Source organism: Saccharopolyspora sp. NPDC000995 (assembly GCF_053599315.1).
This window is the reverse complement of record NZ_JBSFLZ010000015.1, coordinates 29,278-48,589: the sequence shown is the minus strand read 5'-3', so window position 1 is coordinate 48,589 and position 19,312 is coordinate 29,278. Positions and strand designations below refer to the sequence as shown.

Sequence of the window (19,312 nt, the reverse complement as noted above, 5' to 3'; positions counted from 1 at the left end):
CTGGGCATGTGGTCCCCATTTGGTCCCCGCTTCTGCGCAGCTGGCCGGGTTTTGCCTGCGGTAGCCTGTGCTTGTCATGCCTGCATCGCCGTCGCGGGCAGCGAAGGGCAACCTGCCTGCTGATCTCAGTAGCTTCGTTGGCCGTCGCCGAGAACGCACCGACGTGAAGCGCGCGTTGTCGACGTCACGGCTGGTAACCCTGACCGGCGTAGGCGGCGTAGGTAAGACTCGGCTCGCCTTACAAGTAGCGGGCGACCTTCGCCGCACATTCCCAAGTGGCGCGTGGCTGGCGGAACTGGATGGGCTGGACGCGAGCGCACTGTTACCCAACCATGTGGCGGCTGCGCTGGGTCTGCGGGAGCATTCCGTCAACTCGCGGACCTCGGCTCTGGTCAATCACATCGGCTCTCAGCGACTGCTGCTCGTCCTGGACAACTGCGAACATCTTGTTGGCGCCTGCGCACAGCTCGCAAAAAATCTGCTCCAGACCTGTCCAGAGTTGCACATCTTAGCGACGAGTCGCCAACCACTGGGCCTATACAACGAAACTGTTTTCAACATATCTCCCCTATCTTTTCCTGAATCGGATATACCACAGGAAGGAACTTACTACGAAGCCATCGACCTCTTCATCGACCGCGCGAAATCAAACCTCGGACAACCCGATTTCGCAGAACGGAACAGCCTGGACATCGCAGACATATGTCGCCAATTGGAAGGAATTCCACTAGCCATAGAAATGGCTGCCGCATGGCTCCGGGCACTGCCACCCAGGAAAATCCGCAGCCTATTGGAAGAGAAGTTTCAGATACTTACCAAAGGAAGCCGTTGCGCGACCGACCGGCAGCGAACCTTGCGGGCGTGTATCGATTGGAGTTACCATCTCTGCTCCGCCGAAGAGAGAAAGCTTTGGGCACGAATATCGGTATTTTCCGGCGGGTTCGAACTCGACGCAGCCAATGAGATCTGCATGAAATCCTTGACCCGCCATCAGACACTGGACCTGATCGCCTCACTTGTGGATCAGTCGATACTCACACGCGAGACGAACGGTGGCAGTGCTCGTTATCGACTACTGGACACCTTCCGGCAATACGGACGCGAAAAGCTTCAGGAACAGGGTGAATGGACGGCCCTCCGGAGAAGTCACCGGGACTGGTTCAGCAGACTGGTCGAGCGGGCCGATGCCGAGTGGATCAGCGACCAGCAGGTGACGTGGCTGAACCGGCTTCGACGAGAACATCACAACCTCGAAACGGCGCTAGAATTCTGCTTGACAGCGACAGGTGAGGCAGAAGCAGCCCTTCCGATCGCGGCAGATCTCCACTATTACTGGAATGCGTGCGGTCGCCTCAGCGAGGCACGTTACTGGCTGAATCGCGCGCTGAGATCCACCAACCGCCCGACCACCGATCGTGCTCGCGCGATCATCTCAGACAGTTGGCTAGCCACTCTTCAGGCTGACAAGGAGACCTCCGCAGCCCGACTCAACGAGGGGCGCGCACTCGTGCGACAACTTGATGACAGGTCGACACGTGCGCTGATCGCGCAGGCATCTGGCCTTAGGGCGATGGCCGAGGGCGAACTTGCGCGGGCGGCCATGTGGTACCGGGAGGCACTGAGTGGCTTTCGCTCGCTGAATGACCTGAATCACGAGCTTGAGACAATCCTCATGCTCGCCATTGCATGCAGCTTCGGAGGAGACTCGAATCAAGCCGCGTCTTGGCATGAGGAATGTATAGCGATCACTGAATGCCACGGGGAGTCCTGGTTCCGATCTTACGCCCTGTGGGCTTTGGGGATTTCGACATGGCGTCAAGGAGATGTTCGCCGAGCCGCCAGAATAGAAAAGAGCAGTCTTTCGCTGAAGGTCGACTTGGATGACCAGGTCGGTATTGCTTTTTGCCTCGAATCGCTGGCCTGGATCGCGGCGACGAGTGATGCGCCTCGCCGCGCCGCTACCCTGTTCGGAACGGCCGATTCACTCTGGCAAATGACGGGAGCATCGACAACGGCGTACCAGGGTATGTCTGCGTTCCATCACGAGTGCGAAGCACGAGCCCACCGCGCCCTAGGAGATGACGAGTTCAAACTCAACAGACAGATCGGGCAAGAAAAGACGTTCCAGGAAGCATTGGGCTTCGCCATGGAAACGTCCAAGAGAGCTCCGAACAAGCCAGCCGAGAAGGAAGAGCGTGAACCGGCCATACTCACCAGACGCGAGCGGGAAATCGCAACACTCGTAACCGAAGGTTTAAGCAATAACGAAATCGCTAACAGGCTTGTGATCTCCCGACGCACGACAGAAGCCCACCTTGGCCATATTTACAACAAGCTTGGTATCAGTTCCCGGATACAGCTCGTCACCTGGTTAGGAGAAACCATCCGCGGCGAGAGACATGAACAATGAGTTCTTCAACGCCCCGGCTTCGGTGCCGGATTACCGACGTTCATCCACACCGATTTGGAGTCCATCCACTCGCGGAGTGCGGTGGAGCCACCTGCAGAGCCGTTTCCGCTGTGCTTGTGTCCTCCGAAGGGCAGTGCCCAGTGCATGGCCTTGTAGGTGTTCACCCAGACGATCCCTGCTCGTAGCTGGCGCGTGAGTCGGTGCGCGCGACGGAGGTCCTCGGTCCACAGTCCCGCCGCGAGGCCGTACGGGGTGTCGTTGGCTATCTCGATGGCCTCCTGCTCGGAGTCGAACGGCAATGCTGTCGCGATCGGGCCGAAGATCTCCTCCTGGCAGATTCGCATGCGGTTGTCCTTGCTGGTGAACAGGGTCGGCTCGATGAAGTAGCCGCCGCTCAGTCGGGAGCTACTCGGCATGAGTTCACCGGTGCAGCGTCCGCCGAAAGCGAGGCCCGCGCCCTCCTCACGCCCGGTCCGCAGGTACGACCGGATGGTGTCGTACTGGGTGTCGTTGGCGATCGGCCCCATGCCCGTAGCCAGGTCCATCGGGTCGCCGACGGAGAGTTTCTCCGTCTGCTTCGCGAGCAGACCGACGAACTCGTCGTACACAGCGGACTCGATGAGAATTCGGGAGCCCGCCACGCAGGCTTGTCCCGCGTTGGGCGTGAAGATACCCGCCGCGGCTCCCGCGGCGGCGGCCTCGAGATCGGCGTCGGCGAACACGATGTTGGGCGACTTCCCACCGAGCTCAAGGAGCAGGTTCTTGATGTTCACCGTGGCCCGCTGCATGATCCGCCGCCCGGTCTCGGTGGAGCCGGTAAAACTGATCTTGCCGATGCCGGGGTGTCTCGCGATGGCGTCACCAACGGTCGACCCCTTGCCGGCGACCACGTTGACCAGCCCCGGCGGAATGTCAAGGTCGGCAAAGAGCCGGGTGGCTTCGAGGATCGATGCGGACGCCTGCTGTGCGGGTTTGACGATGACCGCGTTGCCTGCGGCAGTCGCGGCGGCGACCTTGGCGAAGAAGACCGGCAGCGGACCATTCCACGGGATGATCACTGCTGCGACGCCGACCGGCTCCCACAGGGTGTAGGCGAAGGTGTCGGGGCGGATATCGACGGTCGAGCCCTCGATGTCCTCGGCCAACCCGGCGAGATAGCGCACCTGCATCGCTGCACCGGGAAGCTGGGCGAACCGAGTCTCCCGTAGCGGCCGTCCGTTGTCCCGCGTTTCCACTTCGGACAAACGCTCGGCATTCGCTTCGATGGCATCCGCCCAAGCACGCAGGCGTGCGGCGCGCTCGGCGGCGGGGACACGCCCCCAGTCGCTGTTCTCGAAAGCGTCTTGGGCCGCCGCGACCGCGTCGTCGACATCCTCGCTCGTTCCGTCGGGGATCTGCGCCCACACTTCGCCGGTCGCTGGGTCGATCGAGTCCAGCCACCGTCCAGAGCGCGCCTGCCGGTTCCGGCCGCCGATGTAGTTGAGGAACTGTGCCGTCACGATGTTCTTCCTCTCTGTCCAGCCGCAGCTCACTGGCCTGCGAGCTTGGACACGACCGGAAGGAAATCCTCTAGGTCGGTTTCGTTGTGCAGCACGAAGTAGCTGAGGCCCGTCTCAGCGCGCCATTGCTGGAGCTTCTCGACCATCTGCGCCACGTCACCGGTGAGAACCTGTGGTGTCTCATCGGCTTTCGACAGGTCGACCTCGCTCCACGAAGCGACCGCACGCGTGCCGCCGACCTTCTGGATACTCGTCCCGAGCTCGATCTGATTGAAGCGTTCACCCGCGGCATCGCGAATGATGTCGATCTTGCGCAGGAAGTTCTGCAAGCCGCCGTCGGCCGGATCGGGAGCGCTGCCGTCCGGCAAGACCCGCTGCGCCAGGTTGACGACATCTGCCTCTCGTGCGGCGAGACGCAGCATTCCCGGACCGCCACCTCCCAGGAGGATCCGCGGGAAAGGTTTTTGCACAGGCTTCGGCTCCTGCACGAGATCGTTGATCGTGTAGTGCTCGCCCTGGAAGGAAAACGAACCTTCGCTCCAGCATCCCTTCATCACCTGGAGCGACTCCTTCAGGCGAGCAAAACGCGCCTTGGGCGAATCGAACTGGATGCCGGTGGCGTCGTATTCCTTGCGCATCCACCCCGTGCCGATTCCGAGTTCGAGCCGGCCACCGGAGAGCACGTCGATCGTCGCGGCCTCCTTCGCGAGGACGACCGGGTGGCGATAGTCGTTGGAGAACACCATCGTTCCGATCCGCAGCCGGGTCGTGGCGTCCGCAGCAGCCATCATCGCGGCGACCGGAGCGAATCGCGGACCGACGAAGTGGTCTGGCACGAGAACAACGTCGAACCCGGCATCCTCCAGCCTGCGGGCTTTGTCCGCCCATTCCCTGCGGGAGGACGCGAGACGGACGACGGCACCGAAGCGGAACGAACATACGGGCATGACGATTTTCTCCCTCGCGGTGCGGATTTCTGTTGTGATGCGCGTCGTTCTCTCAGTCATAAACCGGGCCAGCCAGGGACCCGCCGTCCACGACGAACTCGGCACCGGTGCAGTACGACGACTCATTGCCGGTCAGGAACAGCACTGCGGCGGCGATCTCCTCGGGCCGACCGATCCGGCCCAGCGGCAGACGAGCGAAGGCAGCATGTGCGTCGGGGTTCATCGCCTCCACTCCCTGCGGGGCGATCATCGCGGTCGCGACACTGCCCGGCGCAACGGTGTTGACCCGGATGCCCTGACCACCCAGCTCCAGCGCCGCCGTGCGGGTCATACCGCGAACGGCCCATTTGGAACCTGAGTAGGCGATGGTCCCCGAAACCCCGACGAACCCGTTGATCGATGCGGTGTTGACGATGGTGCCGCCGCCCGCCTCGGCGATCGCTGGAGCCGCCGTCTTCATACCGAGGAAAACGCCGACCTGGTTGACCTCGACGACCTGGCGGAACCGCTCGGCCGTCGTCTCTTCGATCGGTGCGAAGTGGAGGACGCCCGCGTTGTTGACCAAAGCATCGAGTTTGCCGAACCGGCGCACGGTGAGGTCGACGGCATGCAGCCAGTCGTTCTCATCGGTCACGTCGAGGTGGACGTACTGTGCCGCGTCACCGAGGTCCGCGGCGAGATTCTCGCCCGGCTCGTCGAGCACGTCGCCGACGACCACCTGTGCGCCCTCGTTGACGAACAACCGGGCGACCGCCTCTCCTTGGCCGCGCGCACCGCCGGTGACCAGCGCGACCCTACCGTCCAACCGTCCCATGAATGCCCTCTCGTGGATCTTCAGCCCCGGGTCCGCTCGTACTTCTCGCGTGCGCGGCGAGCCGCCTCGTTCGCAACGCTGATGGCGCGCTCGGAGTTGGCTTGGAAGCTCGCCCAGTTCTCCTCGCGTCGGCCGGTCGCGTCCTGGAAGTGCGGGATGACGTACTCCGCGAACAGTTCCAGCGATCGCAGGGTGTCCGTGTGGTCGGCCCAGTCCTGCAGCATGATCAGGTAGGTGCCGAAGCCACCGGAGCTTTCTTGGAGCCCTTCGATGTGCTCGATGGCATCGGCGGGAGTGCCGATGACGCCCATCCCTGTTTGCCGAAACACGTCCACCTTGGACGCATCCGTCGGCAGTCCGGCGGATTCGATGAGGTTGCGGAGTATGCCTGCGTCGCGGAAGAAGTACGCGCCGGATTCCTCGATGCCGTAGCTGACCTGGTCTTCGGCCTTTGCTCTGGTGGTCGCGATGTGCATCGGCGTGACCAGGCGCCAGGACGAGCGGTCCGGCGCGGGTTGTCCGGCACTGGCCGATTCCTGCTCCGCGATCCGCCAGTGCTCCGCGAGCGCCTCTTTGCCCGCCGGGGTGGACACGGTCAACGCCAGCATGGGCAGGCCCATGCGACCCGCCAGGCGCGGTCCGGACGGGGATGCCACGGCGGTGACGAGGATTTCGGGTCGCGGCCGGGTGTACGGCTTCATCTGCAGCTGCGCCCGGCACAGCTCGAACCACTCGGTCTTCCGGTCAATGTGGCCTTCCTGGTCCAGCAGAGCGAGGATCGCCTCCAGGGACTCCTCCATGCGCTCGCGCGCAGAGGTGTAGTCGATACCCAGCATGGCCGCGTCCGACGGGAGGGCGCCGGGGCCCACGCCCGCGATCAACCTGCCCCGCGTGAGGTGGTCGAGGAGGACGATGCGGTCGGCGACGTTGAACGGGTGGTGGTACGGCAGGGAGATCACCCCGGTGCCGAGCTTGATCCGCTTCGTGCGCTGAGCGGCGGCGGCGATCATGATCTCGGGGCTGCCGAAGATCTCCCACCCGCTGGAGTGGTGTTCGCCGAAGTACACCTCGTCGAAGCCAAGGACGTCGAGCTTCTCGGTGACCTGGAGGCTGCGTTCGAGGTCCCAGCTCGGGTTGCCGCTCGGGCGGTACTGCGGTGGCAGGAAGACCCCGAACCGCATCCGCTTCCGACACTCGTCGACCATCGTGCCTCAGCTCCGTCCGTCCACGTTGACGCATTCGACTCACCGGAGAGCGGTGACCCACCAAACCTTGACCAAGCGCCTGCTTGGTGTCAAGCTTCTTCGCGGCGCACGCGTTTTGTCAAGCGCCCACTGGGAAACATCCCGCCTCGAACATGCGGAGGTCAGGCGCCGTGAACGATTTCGAGGGGCGCGTCGGCCTGGTCACCGGCGCGGGATCCGGCATGGGCCGCGCGGTCGCGCTGGACCTGGCGGCACGAGGCGCGCGCGTCGCTGTGCTCGAAATCCGCGAGACCGCGGCCCACGACGTGCTCGCGGATTTACCCGGTCGACCAGGACGCCACCTGGCCGCGACGGCCGACGTCACCTCGCCTGACGAGGTCGAGGAAACCGTAGGCGCTGTGATCGAGACGTTCGGCGGCGTGGACCTCCTCTGCAACACGGCAGGGATTCCCGACGATGCGACGCCGTGCCACGAGATGTCTCTTGAGCAGTGGCATCGAGTTCTGTCCGTCGACCTGACGGGCCCGTTCGTCGTGAGCCGAGCGGTGCTGCCGTCCATGCTCTCGCGTGGGAGTGGGGCGATCGTCAACGTCGCCTCGATGGCCGGCTTGGTCGCCAGCGGTGGTGGCGTCGCCTACACAGCGGCGAAACACGGACTGCTGGGCCTGACGAAGCGGCTCGCGCTGGAGTACGGACCACGCGGAATCCGCACGAACGCCGTTTGTCCCGGCTACATCGCGACGCCGATGAACCTGCCCTACCGCGACATGTTGAAAGAGACCGTGGAGGCGACTCCTGCTGGGCGTTGGGCCGAGCCAGAAGAAGTCGCCCGCCTAGTGTCATACCTGCTCGGGGACGACGCCCGCTACATCCTTGGAGCGGTTTTCACCATCGATGGCGGAGCCACTGTCGTCTGACCCACCAGACCATCTGCGATGACGTCGATGAACTCGGCGGGCTGACCGAAGAGCTGGGCACTGCCGTGTGCGCGTTTGAAGTACAGGTGAGCGTCGTGCTCCCAAGTGATGGCAACGCCGCCGTGCAGTTGAATCATCTCAGCGGTCACGTGTTGAAAGGCTTCCGAGCAAACGGCTTTGGCTACCGCGGCGTCCAGCGCCAGCTCGGCATCGGCGTCAAGTGCCGATCGCAGGGCGGCGTAGGACGCCGAACGAGCAGCCTCGGCGAACACGTAAGCGTCGGCCATCCGATGCTTGAGGGCCTGGAAACCACCGATGGGCCGGCCGAACTGCTGCCGCTGTTTGCTGTACTCGACCGTCAATTCCAGGGCTCGCTCGGTCGCGCCGACCTGCTCTGCCGTCAGCGCCACCAGGGTCAGATCGCGCACCCGCTGGAAGGCATGGGCGTATACGCCAGTGTCCAAGCGCTGCGCCGAGGCGCCAGCCAGTTCGACAATCGCGAGCCGACGGGTTTGATCCATCGTCGGCGTGTGCTCTACGCGGACACCCGCTGCACCTGGGTCGACCTCGAAGAGACCGACGCCGTCCGACGTGTGTGCAACGACGAGAAGGACGTCCGCGATGTCTCCGTCGAGCACGTAATGCGCCACACCATCCACCGAGGATTGCGAAGCCGTGACCACCGGCGAGTTCGTCGGCCAGTGACCATCCTCGCCCGCCCACGCCATCGCTGCGATGCTGCTGCCGTCGGCGATGGCTGGCAGCAGGCGCCGGCACGCCGAGTCGTTCCCCGTGGCGAGCAGGGCTTGTCCGCACAGCACGACGGACCCGAGCATCGGATTCGGCGTCAGCTTTCGGCCGAGTTCTTCCAACACCACGTGGGTTTCGGCAAAGGTCGCACCGATCCCGCCGTAGTCCTCCGGTATGGCCAGCGCTGCCACGCCGATCTGCTCGCAAAGGGTCGACCAGAGCTTGTCATCGCGGCCGCGTGGGCTGTCGATCGCGGCACGCACGGCAGCTGAATCGGAGCGCTTGGCCAGCAGCGCCCGCACTGATTCGCGCAGCGCGCGGGCTTCGTCGGTTTCTGTCGGATTCATCGTCCTATCCCCGGTTCTGAAGTTCGTCCAGCACCCGCTTGCGATGGAACGACGCACCACCCCAGGAACCAGTGAGCGCCCGGATCTTCGTCAGCCAGAGCCCGAGGTTGTGTTCTGCGGTGTAGCCGATCGCGCCATGCACCTGCAGCGCGGTTCGGGCCGCCAAATAGGCTGCCTCGCCGGCCGCGGCCTTCGCGGCCGAAACATCTCTGCTCACTGTGCCGCTGCTCGCTTGCACCGCGACCGCCGCGCCGTAGAGCAGTGGCCTGGCCAGCTCCAGTTTCGTGACGACGTCGGCGAGCAGGTGTTTGATCGCCTGGTACTGTCCGATGGGCTTGCCATATTGGAAGCGCTGCTGCGCATAGCTGTTCGCTGCGTCCAGCAGCCATCGCCCGGCACCGAGCAGTTGTGCGGCGACCGCGAGCACGCCGAGGTCGAACGCCCGTTTCGCGACCGTCACGTCCTCGGCCAGCGGCAAGGCGTCGCCGCGCGTACGGAACAGACGTCGCGCTGCGTCGACCGACCGGATCACGTCTGTTTCGACGCCAGGCGACTCCTCGATCACCGCCCCACGCAGGCAGAGGAGGAAATCGGCAACGTCAGCGTCGAGTGCCAGTGGCACGTGCGGAGGCGCCAGCACGGTGGCGAAGCTCTGCCCCGCTGCGATCCGAGGCAGCCACCGCTCGGCTGCGCCGTCATCCACGAGCGCACTCAGGACCGCCGGGACGACGACGGCCGTTTCCACGATGGGTCCAGGCACGCAGTGGTAGCCGAGCGCCTCGAAGGCAACCACCGCATCAGCGGCGTCGGCCTCAAGACCGTCGAACCGCTCGGGTACGAGTAGCCCGGCCACCCCGAGATCACTTAACCCGCGCCACAGCTTCACGCCGGGTTCGTGCCTGCCATCCGCCCACGCGCGGATGGCCGCCGGCGTATCCGCTTCGGAAAGCAGGTCGCGCAAGCTAGTGGCGAACTGTCGCTGTTCGTTCGAGACTGCGAATTTCATCGTCCCCGGTCCCTCGGCAGCTTCAACAGCCGCTCGGCGATGGTGTTGCGCTGAATCTGGTCGGTACCGCCGTAAATAGGTCCCGCCAGCGAGAACAGATATCCGTCGATCCACGACCCGCTGAGCTCGCCTGCCGGGCCGAGGATGTCGAGAGCGGTCTCGTGCAGAGAAACGTCCAAGTGCGACCAGAACAACTTGTTCACACTGGATTCCGGGCCCAGAGAACCGCCTTCCGCCAGGCGGGTCACCGTGTCGAAGGTGTAGAGCTGGTAGGCACGTGTGCCGATCCACGCGTCCGCCACGCGATCCGCGGCAGCCTCCGGCTCACCGGTTTCTCGCCACAGGTCGACAAGCCGATCAGCCGCGGCGAGAAAGCGGCCGGGACTGCGCAGCGAGAGTCCACGTTCGTTGTTGGCGGTGGTCATCGCCACCGACCAGCCGTTGCCCACCTCACCGATGACATCGGCGTCGGGCACGAACACCTCTTCGAGAAAGATTTCGGCGAATCCGGTTTCGCCGTCGAGCTGTGGGATCGGGCGCACGGTCACGCCATCGGACCGCAGGTCGAACATGAAGTACGTGAGCCCACGATGGCGCTGCGACTCGGGATCGGTGCGAAACATACCGAATGCGCGGTCGGCGAACGCCGCGCGCGAGCTCCACGTCTTCTGGCCGGACAGCAGCCAGCCGCCGTCGGTGCGCACCGCGTGGCTGCGCAACGCCGCGATGTCACTTCCGGCCTCCGGCTCCGACCAGGCCTGAGCCCAGATCTGATCACCTCGGGCCATCGGCGGAAGGATCCGGTCCCGCTGCTCTTCCGTACCGTGGGCGAACAGCGTCGGCGCGAGCATGAAGATGCCATTCTGGCTCACCCGGCCTGGGGCACCTGCCGCGTAGTACTCCTCCTCGAAGAGCACCCACTGCAGGAGAGACACGTCCCGACCGTGATAGGCCTGCGGCCAGGACACCACCGAAAGCCGAGCATCGGCGAGCTTGGCCTCCCATTCGCGGTGTGCGGCGAATCCCTCCGCGGTGTCCATTGACGGCAGTCCCGGCCGAGGCACGTTCGCTTCGAGCCAGTTCCGCACCTCGGTGCGGAAGGCGGCCGACTCGGAGGTGATGTCGAGGTCCATTAGCGTGCTCCCGAATCCCGCATGGAACGGGCGGTTTGGCCGCCGAGCGAGTCGGAAGCCGTCTCCGCGTTGTGGGCGTGGGCGAAGTGGTGCAGTCCGAACACCGAGTCCATGCCGGAGCGCATGCCCATGAGATCTTCTGCCTGGTTGACCGCCTTCTTGGCCAGGGCGAGGCCGAACGTCGGCATTTCCGAGATCCGTTCGGCCAGTTCGAGAGCGCGTTGTTCGAGCTCGTCGACGGGCACGATGCGGTTGACCATGCCCCATTCTTTGGCCTGCTGGGCGGTGAAGCGGTCCCCGGTGAAGAGGACATCCTTCGCTGCCCGAGGACCCAGTACCCAAGGATGCGCGAAGTACTCCACTCCGGGAATCCCCATCCGCACCACGGGATCGGCGAAGAACGCGTTCTCGGCGGCCACAATGAGATCGCACGTCCACGCAAGCATCAGACCGCCCGCGATGCACGCCCCCTGCACCGAGGCGATCAAGGGCTTGGGAATCTCACGCCACCTCCGGCACATGCCGAGATAGACCTCGGATTCCCGGGCGAACCGCCGATCCCCGCCGTCCTTGTCGGTGTGGTCCCACCACAGCACGGCCCTGCGATCGAAGGCCTGGTCCGCGTCCCGCCCCGGGCTGCCGATGTCATGCCCTGCCGAGAAGTGCCGGCCCTCACCGGCAAGCACGATCACCTTCACCGCGGAATCGTTCACCGCGCGAGCGAAGGCATCGTCGAGTGCGTAGGTCATCGCCGAGTTCTGCGCGTTGCGGTACTCGGGCCGGTTCATCGTGACCAGCGCGACCGGACCTCGACGTTCGTAACGGACGACGTCATCAGTCATGCGTTCTCCAGCCTTCCCGAAACAAGCAAGCGCTTGGTATGCTACCGCCTCGGCGTTGGCTCGCCAAGTAGCAACGGAGGTGCGGGTGAAAAAGGAGAGCCGCGATCTGGAGACATTCCGCAGCGCGGTCGCCGACTGGCTGGCGGACAACCTCTCCGGCGACTTCGCAGAATTGCGCGGACTCGGCGGCCCTGGTCGTGAGCACGAGGCTTTCGAACTCAGACTCGTCTGGGAAAGGCACCTGGCTTCCGCCGGCTGGACGTGCGTCGGCTGGCCCGCAGAATTCGGCGGACGGGGCCTGAGCATTGCCGAGCAAGTGGTCTTCCACGAGGAGTACGCCGCCTCCGGCGCTCCTGCGCGGGTCAACCACCTGGGCGAGCAGTTGCTGGGTCCCACCCTGATCGCATTCGGCACCCCGCAGCAGCAGGAGCGGTTCCTGCCGAAGATCGTCGCGGTGGAAGAGCTGTGGTGCCAGGGCTACTCCGAGCCCGGCGCGGGTTCGGACCTGGCCGCGGTGTCGACCTCAGCGGTGCGCGACGGGGATGACTGGGCGATCAACGGCCAGAAGGTGTGGACGTCCCTCGCCCACGTCGCCGACTGGTGCTTCGTGCTCGCTCGCACCGAACCGGGATCCCAGCGGCACCACGGGTTGTCCTACCTGCTCGTGCCCATGCACCAGGAGGGCGTGACGGTGCGCCCCATCCAACAGCTGACCGGGACGTCGGAGTTCAACGAAGTCTTCTTCGACGGCGCTCGTACCGCTGCGGACATGGTGGTCGGAAAACCCGGCCAGGGGTGGCCGGTCGCGATGGCCACCCTCGGGTTCGAGCGCGGGGTGTCGACGCTGGGCCAGCAGATCGGGTTCCGGCAAGAGCTGGAAAGCATCATCGACGACGCGAACCGGACAGGTGCCCTTGCCGACCCCGTACTGCGGGCGGATCTGGCCAGGGCATGGATCGGGCTGCGGCTGTTGCGGGCGCACGCGCTTCGCACGCTGGGCACCGAGCCGGGGCCCGAGGTGGCCGTCGGGAAGCTGCTGTGGGCGCAATGGCATCGCGGGCTGGGCGAGCTAGCCATGCGAGTGCGCGGAGCACGCTCGCTCGTCGCCGAGGCCGCGCCGTACGAACTGGACGAGTGGCAGCGGCTGTTCCTCTTCTCCCGCGCCGACACCATCTACGGCGGCTCGGACGAGATCGAACGCAACATCATCGCCGAGCGGGTGCTCGGCCTGCCGAGAGAGGCGCGACCGTGATCATTCCCGAATACCCGGCTGGACACGACCTGCTCAAAGGCAAGACCGTGGTCGTCACGGCCGCCGCGGGAACCGGGATCGGTGCTGCCGCGGCGAAACGCGCCCTCGAAGAGGGAGCGAGCGTGGTCGTCAGCGACTGGCACGAACGTCGGCTGGCCGAGAAAGCGGCGGAACTGGCCGAACTCGGCGAGGTTCATGCGATCCGTTGCGACGTCACCGACGAGGACCAGGTGCAAGCGCTGATCAACGGCGCGGCCGAGCACTTCGGCCGCATCGACGTGCTGATCAACAATGCGGGGCTCGGCGGAACCAAATCGGTGCTGGAGATGACCGACGAGGAATGGTCCCGCGTCCTCGACATCACGCTCAACGGGACGTTCCGCTGCACCCGGGCGGCGCTGCGGCAGTTCGTCGCGCAGGGTGGAGGTGGCTCGATCGTCAACAACGCCTCCGTGATCGGATGGCGTGCGCAGCCGGGCCAGGCCCACTACGCAGCGGCGAAAGCCGGCGTGATGGCGCTGACCCGCTGCTCTGCGCTGGACGCCGCCGAGCACGGCACAAGGATCAACGCGGTTGCCCCGAGCCTCGCGATGCATCCGTTCCTGGCCAAGGTCACCACCGATGACTTACTCCGCGATCTGGAGAAACGCGAGGCATTCGGCCGGTCGGCGCAGCCGTGGGAGATCGCCAACGTGATGGTGTTCCTCGCCAGTGACTACGCGAGCTACCTCACCGGGGAAGTCGTGTCCGTCAGCAGCCAACACCCCTGAGGAGAAGCAGTGCCCGAGGCATACCTGATCGACGCGGTGCGCACGCCCGTGGGCAAGCGCGGCGGCGCGCTGAGTTCGATGCACTCCGCCGACCTTGGCGCGCATGTTCTCAAGGCCATCGTCGACCGCAACGGCGTCAATCCGGCACTCGTCGAGGACGTGATCTTCGGCTGCACGGACACGCTGGGTTCGCAGGCAGGCAACATCGCGCGCACCGCGTGGCTGGTCGCAGGGTTCCCCGACCACGTACCCGGCGTAACCGTGGACCGGCAGTGCGGTTCCAGCCAGCAGGCGGTGCAATTCGCCGCGCAAGCCGTCATGTCCGGAACCGCTGATCTGGTGGTGGCCGGTGGCGTGCAGAACATGAGCCAGATCCCGATCAGTGCGGCCATGCTCGCCGGGCGGGAATTCGGCTTCGACGACCCCTTCTCCGGCTCCAAGGGCTGGCAGGAACGCTACGGCAGCGTTGAAGTGTCGCAGTTCAACAGCGCCGACATGATCGCCAGGCATTGGGATATCAGCCGGAAAGCCATGGAGGAGTTCGCCTACACCAGCCACCAGCGGGCGATCACCGCGATCGACACCGGTCGCTTCGACCGGGAGACGGTCCCGGTCGACGGCGTCCTGCATGACGAGGGGCCACGCCGGGACACCAGCCTGGAGCGGATGGCCGGGCTGCAACCGCTGAGCGAGGGCTCGCGGATCACCGCAGCAGTGGCCAGCCAGATCTCCGACGGCGCCAGCGCGGCCTTGGTGGCGTCCGAAGCGTTCGTGCGGGAACACGGGATCAAACCCCGCGCCCGCGTCCACCACCTGTCGGTGCGCGCGGCTGATCCGGTGTGGATGCTCACCGGCCCCATTCCGGCCACCGCGCACGCCTTGCGCAAGTCGGGGCTCGCAGTCGAGGACATCGATCTGTTCGAGGTCAACGAAGCGTTCGCCAGTGTCGTACTGGCTTGGCTGGCCGAAACCGGTGCCGATCCCGAGCGGGTCAACGTCAACGGCGGCGGCATCGCACTGGGCCATCCGATTGGCGCCACCGGCACGAAACTGCTCGCCACCCTGCTGCACGAACTCGAACGCCGTGGTGGCCGCTACGGCTTGCAGACGATGTGCGAAGGCGGCGGCACCGCGAACGTCACCATCATCGAGCGCCTCTGAGGCCCGCAGGACGATGGCCGCTGGAGGTGATCTCCAGCGGCCATCGGTCCCCGGCGAAGCCGGACCATCATGCCGGAACTTCCTTGTCACGCAGCGACTTAGGGTCGATGACTTCCCGGATGAGGCGCAGCTCCTCCGATGTGGGTTCCCTCGTGACGCCGGCCGAGGTGAGGTCGAGCTCGAAAGAGGTCGCCGCTTGCACCTGTGCCGGCTCGACCCCGGGGTGCAGGCTGACCGCGCGCATCGAGTGGTCGGGGCCGGCGAAGTCGAACACGCCGAGGTTGGTGACCACGCGGTGCACGTCGTGGAACCGCTGGGCTGATGGGCCGGCCTTTGCGGCGTTGTCGTACCCGACCCCGGACACGACGTCCACTGAGTTCACGAACACACGCTTGTTGTGCCTGGGCACCCAGTAGCTCGTGCGGTGGTTGACGGTGTTGCCCGGCGCACCACGGACCCCGAGCAGCTGCTTGGCCGGACGGGCATGCTTTCCAATCACGGAGATGTTCTGGTTGCCGAACCGGTCGAGCTGGCTGGCGCCCATCACCACGTGGCGCCGGCCGTGCGGGACGATCGTGTCCAGCATCTTGCGGAACGGCTGCCACCCTTCGATTCCGCCACCGCTGGTGAGCAGATACGCCTCGCCGTCGGACATCAGCAGATCCGGTTCGAAGGTCAGGCGTGCGAGTTTCGCGCCGATCGAAGGAATCAATCCCATCGGGCTGGCCAGGATTTCCCCGTCACCCCGGAACAACTCGGCGACCGCCACGACCGCGATCTCCGCCCTCGTCGCGCTCATGACTGGTCCGCCTCTCCGCGATTCACAGTGGTGGTTGCGTCCAGCCCAATCTCGCGTTTCGCGGTTTCTTGTGGCTGGCTTACGTCACGGTCCCCTGGGGTACGGTTGAGGAGGACTGGGGTTGACACAGGGCTACTCACGCCACCTCCTCGTCAAATCTGTCCACCTCAGACAGATAGGTTTCCTCATCCCCGGTCAGGAACCGATCGACGAAGGAAGGCCATCGGTCCAGGTCCTTCGCGCACTCCACGTAGTGCCGCTGGAAACTCTCATCCCGGCCGTAGTCCGGGACCGCCGTCGTGAAATGTGCACCGCGCGGTGCTTCCACCACGCCATCGACGTTGCTCCGGTTGAGCAGCAGCGACTGCACATGACCGGCGGCGGCCAGCTCCGTGGTGTCGACGACCTGCTCCGCCGATACGAACCGTTTTCTCGCCGCCATGCAGAATAGATCGTCGAAGTAGGGGTCCGGGCCGAGATACTGCGCATTCCCTCGCGCGTCTGCACGATTGAGGTGGACCAGGGCCACGTCGAGGTGCTGCGCCGGCACGGCGATCAGCTCCTCACCATCGTCATAAGGCGAACGCACGGTCTTCAGTCCGGGGTTCACGTGCACCACGTCGGAGCCCAGGCCCGCGCGGGTGGGCAGGAATGGCAACCGCTGCGCGGCGGCGGACAGCGCCGCGCAGAACATCCCCTCGTCGTACTCGGTGACCGCGACCTGTCCGGTCTCGCGTGCCCGGCCGAACCAGGGGTCCAAGGAGATCGAGTCGAGCGTCACGAAACCGAAGACGACCCGGCGGACCTTGCCCGCGGCGCACAGCAACCCCACGTCCGGGCCGCCGTAAGAAACCACCGTCAGGTCCTTCACCTGCGATCGGAGGATCGCGCGCACCAAGGCCATCGGTTTGCGCCGCGACCCCCACCCGCCGATCCCGATCGTCATCCCGTCCGAGAGCTCGGACACCACCTCATCGGCGGTCATCCTCTTGTCAGCCATCACTTCGCCTTGTCCTTGAGAAATGCGTCTCTGGCCTCATCAGCCGCGCCCAGCAGGTTGAGTTCGAAGGTGAAGCCCTGCTCGAACCGGTAGCTGCGGTGCACGTTCTGGATGTCGATGCCGTTGAGGGCTTCTTTGGCTGCTCGGATCACACGAGGATCCTTCTGCGCGATGTCCCGGGCCACGGCCATTGCCGCTTCGTCGAGCTCGTCGCGTGGAACCACTTGGTACACCGAGCCGCAGGCGTGCAGTTCGCCGGCGCTGATGGTGCGAGCGGTGAAGTACAGCGTGCGCATCAAGTGCTGCGGGACGAGACGCGCCAAGTGCGTGGCGGCACCCAGCGCGCCGCGTTCCACCTCGGGCAGGCCGAATGTCGCATCCTCGGATGCCAGAACCGCATCCGCGTTGCCCACCAGTCCGATCCCGCCGCCCATGCAGAAGCCGTGCACTGCGGCGATAACCGGCACCGCGCAGTCGTACACCGCGGCGAACGCCGCGTAGCAACCGCGGTTCGCCCCCACCAGCGCCTCGTATCCGTTGCAGCGCTGGATTTCCTTGATGTCCACGCCGGCGTTGAAACCACGGCCCTCGGCGCGTAGTACCACGGCACGCACGCTGGGATCGTCTCCCGCGCGCTTGATCGCTTCGGCCAGGTCGAACCAGCCTTGCACCGGCAACGCGTTGACGGGCGGGTAGTCGACGGCGACGACCTCGATGGATTCCTCCCGCCTGGTGGTGATAATTGGCATCAGCTCGCTCCGTAAACGGGTTCGGGTGCAGGTCCCTCGGCGAGCAGTTTCGCGACCACCGGCCCGAGTTCGGCGGGCTGCCAGCGCTCGCCCTTGTATTCGGCAGGCCCGTGCCGCCACGACTGCGCCACCGAGACCTTGCCGCCCTCGACCTCGAACACCCGGCCTGTGACCTCGTCGGACTCCTCGCTGCCCAGCCAGACGACCAACGGCGAGACGTTCTCCGGTGCCATCACGTCGAACCCGTTCTCCGGCCGGGCCATCGTGTCGGCGAAGACCTCTTCGGTCATGCGAGTGCGGGCAGCAGGCGCGATCGCGTTGACCGTTACGCCGTAGCGCGCCAACTCGGCGGCGGCGACCACTGTCAGGCCGGCGATGCCTGCTTTGGCCGCCGAGTAGTTTGCTTGTCCGACGCTGCCCAGCAGGCGCGCGCCCGAGCTGGTGTTGATCACTCTCGCCCGGCGCGCCCGCCCCGCTTTCGCCTCCGCGCGCCAGTAATCCGCAGCGTGCCGCAGCGGCGCGAAATGGCCCTTGAGATGCACGCGGATCACCGCGTCCCATTCGTCTTCGCCGAGGTTGACCAGCATTCGGTCGCGGACGAAACCCGCGTTGTTGACCAGCACGTCGAGACGGCCGAAGTGCTCCAGCGCGGTGTTGATCAACTCTCGCGCGCCCGTGAAATCCGCGACGTCGTCGTTGTTGGCGACGGCTTTGCCTCCCGCCGCTTCGATCTCCGCGACCACCTGCGCAGCGGGTCCCTCGCCGCTGTCGGATCCGTCCAGCGCGACGCCGACGTCGTTAACGACGACCAACGCGCCCTCGGCCGCGAATGCGAGGGCGTGCGCGCGACCGATCCCGCGGCCGGCTCCCGTGACGATCACGACCCTGTCTCGGCACAACTTGCTCAATGCCCCTCCTTTTGGTTGACGTCGGCGGCGGCTAGGAACGCGGGCCTCTCGCCCCCGCCGTGGACGAGCAGCGTTGCTCCGGTGACGTAGGAAGCGCTCGCCGAAGCCAGGAACACCGCGCATGCGCCCACTTCATCGGGCTCGGCGAGGCGTCCGAGCGGCACGGTCTTGCCCACGGCCTCGACTCCCTCGGCACTGCCGTAGTGCAGTTCGGCCTGCTCGGTACGGACCATGCCGACGTTCAGGGCGTTGACGCGTACTTTCGGCGCCCACTCGACCGCGAGAGTCGCCGTCAGGTTGTCGAGCCCGGCTTTCGCCGCCCCGTACGCCGCCGTGCCAGGCGACGGTCGGGTACCGCTGACACTGCTGACCATCACGATCGAGCCACCGCTGTCTTGCCGTTGCATCACGGCGTTGGCATGCCGGGCCACCAGCAGCGGGGCCAGCAGGTTCAGCTGCACGATCTTGTCGTGAAAGCGCGGCGGCGCCTCGGCGGCCAACGCGTACGGGCTTCCGCCCGCGTTGTTGACCAGCACGTCGAGGCGACCATGCAGGCTGACAATCCTGTCCACGAGTTCGCGCACCTGCTCGGGGACCCGCACGTCGCACGGCAGGAAACCCGCCCGGCGGTCACCCGAGGACACCAGCGCGTCCGGCTCGTTCCTCGCACAGGCCACCACGGTGGCGCCCGAATCGAGGAAAGCGCGGACGATTCCGGCTCCCACCCCACGCACGCCACCGGTGACCAGCACCACCTTGCCTGACCAGCTCATCAGTTCACGATACCAAGCAATCGCTTGGTT

Annotated in this window: 18 protein-coding genes; 5 read left to right on the top strand and 13 right to left on the bottom strand. The window is 65.5% G+C overall.

The features are described 5' to 3' along the window. Positions 1-163: 163 nt before the first annotated feature. Complete coding sequence (locus ACWDKQ_RS08150; protein ID WP_450138042.1) at positions 164-2,410, top strand: LuxR C-terminal-related transcriptional regulator; 2,247 nt, start codon at positions 164-166, stop codon at positions 2,408-2,410. A 5-nt stretch (positions 2,411-2,415) separates the two neighbouring features. Here ACWDKQ_RS08150 and ACWDKQ_RS08145 read toward each other — a convergent pair whose 3' ends face one another. From ACWDKQ_RS08145 to ACWDKQ_RS08130, 4 genes are read right to left on the bottom strand one after another with little or no spacing between them, the layout of a single operon-like run. After that, positions 2,416-3,909 (bottom strand): aldehyde dehydrogenase family protein, encoded by a 1,494-nt coding sequence (locus tag ACWDKQ_RS08145; protein ID WP_450138041.1) that lies wholly within the window; start codon positions 3,907-3,909, stop codon positions 2,416-2,418. A gap of 29 nt (positions 3,910-3,938) precedes the next feature. Further along, positions 3,939-4,856 (bottom strand): TIGR03621 family F420-dependent LLM class oxidoreductase, encoded by a 918-nt coding sequence (locus ACWDKQ_RS08140; RefSeq protein ID WP_450138071.1) that lies wholly within the window; start codon positions 4,854-4,856, stop codon positions 3,939-3,941. A gap of 52 nt (positions 4,857-4,908) precedes the next feature. Continuing rightward, positions 4,909-5,670 (bottom strand): glucose 1-dehydrogenase, encoded by a 762-nt coding sequence (locus ACWDKQ_RS08135; RefSeq protein ID WP_450138040.1) that lies wholly within the window; start codon positions 5,668-5,670, stop codon positions 4,909-4,911. 20 nt (positions 5,671-5,690) lie between these two features. Continuing rightward, complete coding sequence (locus ACWDKQ_RS08130) at positions 5,691-6,875, bottom strand: LLM class flavin-dependent oxidoreductase (protein WP_450138039.1); 1,185 nt, start codon at positions 6,873-6,875, stop codon at positions 5,691-5,693. Between the two features lie 170 nt (positions 6,876-7,045). Between ACWDKQ_RS08130 and ACWDKQ_RS08125 the strand changes: the two genes are divergently transcribed. Continuing rightward, entirely contained in the window at positions 7,046-7,792 is a 747-nt protein-coding gene (locus tag ACWDKQ_RS08125) for an SDR family NAD(P)-dependent oxidoreductase (RefSeq protein ID WP_450138038.1), read from the top strand. On the opposite strand, the gene ACWDKQ_RS08120 is transcribed toward ACWDKQ_RS08125, so the two are convergent. Genes ACWDKQ_RS08120 through ACWDKQ_RS08105 form a run of 4 tightly spaced genes read right to left on the bottom strand, consistent with a single transcriptional unit; the run spans position 7,741 to position 11,870 of the window. Further along, positions 7,741-8,889, bottom strand: a complete 1,149-nt coding sequence (locus tag ACWDKQ_RS08120) for an acyl-CoA dehydrogenase family protein (RefSeq protein ID WP_450138037.1) — start codon at positions 8,887-8,889, stop codon at positions 7,741-7,743. The two genes, ACWDKQ_RS08125 and ACWDKQ_RS08120, sit on opposite strands and share 52 nt — an antisense overlap. A 4-nt stretch (positions 8,890-8,893) precedes the next feature. Beyond that, positions 8,894-9,895, bottom strand: coding sequence for an acyl-CoA dehydrogenase family protein (locus ACWDKQ_RS08115; RefSeq protein WP_450138036.1), 1,002 nt, complete (start codon positions 9,893-9,895; stop codon positions 8,894-8,896). Continuing rightward, complete coding sequence (locus ACWDKQ_RS08110) at positions 9,892-11,028, bottom strand: acyl-CoA dehydrogenase family protein (protein ID WP_450138035.1); 1,137 nt, start codon at positions 11,026-11,028, stop codon at positions 9,892-9,894. The genes ACWDKQ_RS08115 and ACWDKQ_RS08110 overlap by 4 nt, the downstream gene beginning before the upstream one ends. Next, complete coding sequence (locus ACWDKQ_RS08105) at positions 11,028-11,870, bottom strand: enoyl-CoA hydratase (protein WP_450138034.1); 843 nt, start codon at positions 11,868-11,870, stop codon at positions 11,028-11,030. Before ACWDKQ_RS08105 ends, ACWDKQ_RS08110 begins: the two co-directional genes overlap by 1 nt. A gap of 85 nt (positions 11,871-11,955) precedes the next feature. Between ACWDKQ_RS08105 and ACWDKQ_RS08100 the strand changes: the two genes are divergently transcribed. Genes ACWDKQ_RS08100 through ACWDKQ_RS08090 form a run of 3 tightly spaced genes read left to right on the top strand, consistent with a single transcriptional unit; the run spans position 11,956 to position 15,053 of the window. Next, positions 11,956-13,122, top strand: coding sequence for an acyl-CoA dehydrogenase family protein (locus ACWDKQ_RS08100; protein ID WP_450138033.1), 1,167 nt, complete (start codon positions 11,956-11,958; stop codon positions 13,120-13,122). Further along, positions 13,122-13,892, top strand: a complete 771-nt coding sequence (locus ACWDKQ_RS08095) for an SDR family oxidoreductase (protein WP_450138070.1) — start codon at positions 13,122-13,124, stop codon at positions 13,890-13,892. Before ACWDKQ_RS08100 ends, ACWDKQ_RS08095 begins: the two co-directional genes overlap by 1 nt. 9 nt (positions 13,893-13,901) lie before the next feature. Then, positions 13,902-15,053, top strand: coding sequence for an acetyl-CoA C-acetyltransferase (locus ACWDKQ_RS08090; RefSeq protein ID WP_450138032.1), 1,152 nt, complete (start codon positions 13,902-13,904; stop codon positions 15,051-15,053). A gap of 67 nt (positions 15,054-15,120) precedes the next feature. Here ACWDKQ_RS08090 and ACWDKQ_RS08085 read toward each other — a convergent pair whose 3' ends face one another. The 5 genes from ACWDKQ_RS08085 to ACWDKQ_RS08065 all read right to left on the bottom strand — a co-directional run bounded on the left by ACWDKQ_RS08085 (position 15,121) and on the right by ACWDKQ_RS08065 (position 19,282). Beyond that, positions 15,121-15,852, bottom strand: a complete 732-nt coding sequence (locus tag ACWDKQ_RS08085) for a CoA-transferase subunit beta (protein ID WP_450138031.1) — start codon at positions 15,850-15,852, stop codon at positions 15,121-15,123. A gap of 136 nt (positions 15,853-15,988) precedes the next feature. Beyond that, the gene (locus tag ACWDKQ_RS08080; RefSeq protein WP_450138030.1) at positions 15,989-16,852 is read right to left on the bottom strand and encodes a CoA transferase subunit A; all 864 of its coding nucleotides are present in this window, start codon (positions 16,850-16,852) and stop codon (positions 15,989-15,991) included. After that, a complete protein-coding gene (locus ACWDKQ_RS08075; protein ID WP_450138029.1) occupies positions 16,852-17,601 on the bottom strand; it encodes an enoyl-CoA hydratase family protein in 750 nt (249 codons plus the stop codon). The genes ACWDKQ_RS08080 and ACWDKQ_RS08075 overlap by 1 nt, the downstream gene beginning before the upstream one ends. Next, entirely contained in the window at positions 17,601-18,509 is a 909-nt protein-coding gene (locus ACWDKQ_RS08070) for an SDR family oxidoreductase (RefSeq protein ID WP_450138028.1), read from the bottom strand. Before ACWDKQ_RS08070 ends, ACWDKQ_RS08075 begins: the two co-directional genes overlap by 1 nt. Further along, a complete protein-coding gene (locus tag ACWDKQ_RS08065; RefSeq protein WP_450138027.1) occupies positions 18,506-19,282 on the bottom strand; it encodes an SDR family oxidoreductase in 777 nt (258 codons plus the stop codon). Before ACWDKQ_RS08065 ends, ACWDKQ_RS08070 begins: the two co-directional genes overlap by 4 nt. Positions 19,283-19,312: the final 30 nt, after the last annotated feature.

Coding starts and splice junctions, on each gene's coding strand:
- ACWDKQ_RS08140 (WP_450138071.1), bottom strand. CDS start 4,856: ATGCCCGTATGTTCGTTCCGCTTCGGTGCCGTCGTCCGTCTCGCGTCC.
- ACWDKQ_RS08135 (WP_450138040.1), bottom strand. CDS start 5,670: ATGGGACGGTTGGACGGTAGGGTCGCGCTGGTCACCGGCGGTGCGCGC.
- ACWDKQ_RS08130 (WP_450138039.1), bottom strand. CDS start 6,875: ATGGTCGACGAGTGTCGGAAGCGGATGCGGTTCGGGGTCTTCCTGCCA.
- ACWDKQ_RS08120 (WP_450138037.1), bottom strand. CDS start 8,889: ATGAATCCGACAGAAACCGACGAAGCCCGCGCGCTGCGCGAATCAGTG.
- ACWDKQ_RS08115 (WP_450138036.1), bottom strand. CDS start 9,895: ATGAAATTCGCAGTCTCGAACGAACAGCGACAGTTCGCCACTAGCTTG.
- ACWDKQ_RS08110 (WP_450138035.1), bottom strand. CDS start 11,028: ATGGACCTCGACATCACCTCCGAGTCGGCCGCCTTCCGCACCGAGGTG.
- ACWDKQ_RS08105 (WP_450138034.1), bottom strand. CDS start 11,870: ATGACTGATGACGTCGTCCGTTACGAACGTCGAGGTCCGGTCGCGCTG.
- ACWDKQ_RS08085 (WP_450138031.1), bottom strand. CDS start 15,852: ATGAGCGCGACGAGGGCGGAGATCGCGGTCGTGGCGGTCGCCGAGTTG.
- ACWDKQ_RS08080 (WP_450138030.1), bottom strand. CDS start 16,852: ATGGCTGACAAGAGGATGACCGCCGATGAGGTGGTGTCCGAGCTCTCG.
- ACWDKQ_RS08075 (WP_450138029.1), bottom strand. CDS start 17,601: ATGCCAATTATCACCACCAGGCGGGAGGAATCCATCGAGGTCGTCGCC.
- ACWDKQ_RS08065 (WP_450138027.1), bottom strand. CDS start 19,282: ATGAGCTGGTCAGGCAAGGTGGTGCTGGTCACCGGTGGCGTGCGTGGG.